Consider the following 2,097-nt stretch of genomic DNA (forward strand, 5'->3'; position numbering starts at 1 on the left):
CGTGCTGGATTGCCGGCGTGTCGTTCGGCGCCTGGATCGGCATGCAGCTTCTCATGCGCCGCCCCGAGATCGAGGGCTTCATCTCGATCGCCGCCATGGCGAACCGCTACGATTTCTCGTTCCTTGCCCCCTGCCCCTCCTCCGGGCTTTTTGTCCATGGTTCGGAAGATCGCGTCGCCCCGGTCAAGGACGTGGTGAGCGTGATCGAGAAGGTGAAGACCCAGAAGGGCGTCAAGCTCGAACACGCGGTCGTCGATGGAGCCAACCATTTCTTCGATGGGCGGGTCGACGAATTGATGGTGTCGGTTGACGAATATCTGACATCGCGCCTCGGACCTGCCGAACAAGCAGCCTGAGCCTTCCGGACGGTATCTTGCTTAAAGGGCGGCTCCTCGGATCCGCCCTTTTTTGTTTCGTTTTCTAGACGAAGGCGAAATCGTCCGCGACGAGGGACGCCTTCTTGACGTTCAGCAGAAACAGCACGTTGCCGGCGGCGTCGGCGATGACGAGCCCGTTTTCATTATCGAGCGTCGCTGCGAGAAGGCTCGCGAAATCGACAAAGGTCGATTTGGAGAACTCGATGACGTCTCCTTTGCCGGGGCCCGCCTTGAAATCGGTGATCGCGTCCGTGCCGGAGTTGGGCTCGAACACGAACCRATCGTTGCCTGAGCTACCCGAGAGCCAGTCGTCGCCGATGCCACCTTCGAGCGTATCGTTCCCCCCATCGCCGACGAGGGAGTCGTTTCCGGCAACGCCCTTCAGGTAGTCGTCATCGGCTCCGCCTTGGAGGATGTCGTCGCCCCCGTTTCCGTAAAGGGAATCCTTTCCAGCACCGGCCTTGATCGAATTTGCTTGCTCGTTGCCTATCAAAGAATCGTCGCCGCTTCCGCCCACGACATTTTCGATGCCGTAGAGTGTGTCTTGCTCGAAGGACGTACGAGCATAACCGCTCCACAAGTACACCGTGAGCGAGCTCGTCTCGCCTTCGTAGCTCACCGTATCGTTGCCGGAGCCACCGTCGAGTTTATCGTTGCCACCCGCGCCCGACAGCGTGTCGTCCCCGGCGCCGCCCTTGAGAAAGTTCGCGGCGCTATTTCCCTTGATGACGTCGTTTCCGGATCCGCCTACGACATTCTCGATCAGCGAGCGTGGATCATTATCGTATAGGAGGGCATTGAACACGTTGCCGCGCGCGTAGTGATTTTTGCCCAGAAACGCCAACTGAGCCTTCGAGAATACTGACCAGGAGCCCGGAGCGAGATCGACGTTCAAATGCGTCGAATAGTTGGACAGATCGTACGTATCCTTGCCTCCGCCGTCCCAAATCGTCAGAAACACACGGTTCTTGGCGGGCAGGCTCTGCCCTACGCCATTGACGAGCGTTTCGCCTGTCGACGGATTCCACGAATAGACCGTGTCGCCGCTATTCGTCTCGAAGTTGGCGCCATACATGCGCTGAAGCGCTGCAATGTCTTGCATCATATACGTCTGCGGCTGTTCGCCTTGCGCAGCCGGAAATTGTCCGGTCGAACCCACATAGGGACGGTATGTCATTACCGCGAACTCCCACGAGTTTCTTTCCCGCGGAAGCACGATATCGTTTCCAACGGCCCCTTCGTGACCGTGTTTGAGACCAAGCGCATGTCCAAGTTCATGGATCAGCGTCCAATGCTCCCAATTACCAAGCTTGATGTTGTTTCGGTCACTCGCCCCCATCCAGACGTCGCCGCCGTGTCCGAAAAATATCGCATCCAGCTCCGGCTCCATCGGAAAGGATCCGCTTGTTCCTTGGGATCGCTGGGAAATACGCATGTCGGAATCCCCGAATCCGGCATCGACGAGGTTGAGCTTCGAAACCCCCTCGACCGATGACAAGGACAAGTAACCCGGCAGTGAAGAAGAGCCCTTCCCTTCGAGGATGAATCGCACTGCTTGCATTTGGTCGGACGAGACCTGGCTGAATCCGAGATTGGGGCGTGAGGCAACCGAGTTGCCCGGGGGATACACAGACAAAAGGTCGGGGAAGCTGTAGCTGACGGACGGCGCCGAGATATCCCACCGCGCACGCGCGAACAGGCCGTCGATCGAAGGATCGCC

Annotated in this window: 2 protein-coding genes; one reads left to right on the forward strand and one right to left on the reverse strand. The window is 58.4% G+C overall.

Annotated features, from left to right (window positions below):
* The coding region (locus tag AC1DT3_RS19030) for an alpha/beta hydrolase (protein ID WP_477466784.1) at positions 1-356 on the forward strand (356 nt) is incomplete at its 5' end.
* Between the two features lie 64 nt (positions 357-420).
* Here AC1DT3_RS19030 and AC1DT3_RS19035 read toward each other — a convergent pair.
* Positions 421-2,097, reverse strand: a 1,677-nt coding sequence (locus AC1DT3_RS19035; protein ID WP_477466785.1) for a M10 family metallopeptidase C-terminal domain-containing protein, incomplete at its 5' end; no start/stop codon positions are given.

The sequence above is a fragment of the Microvirga sp. P4_G7 genome, assembly GCF_056401005.1.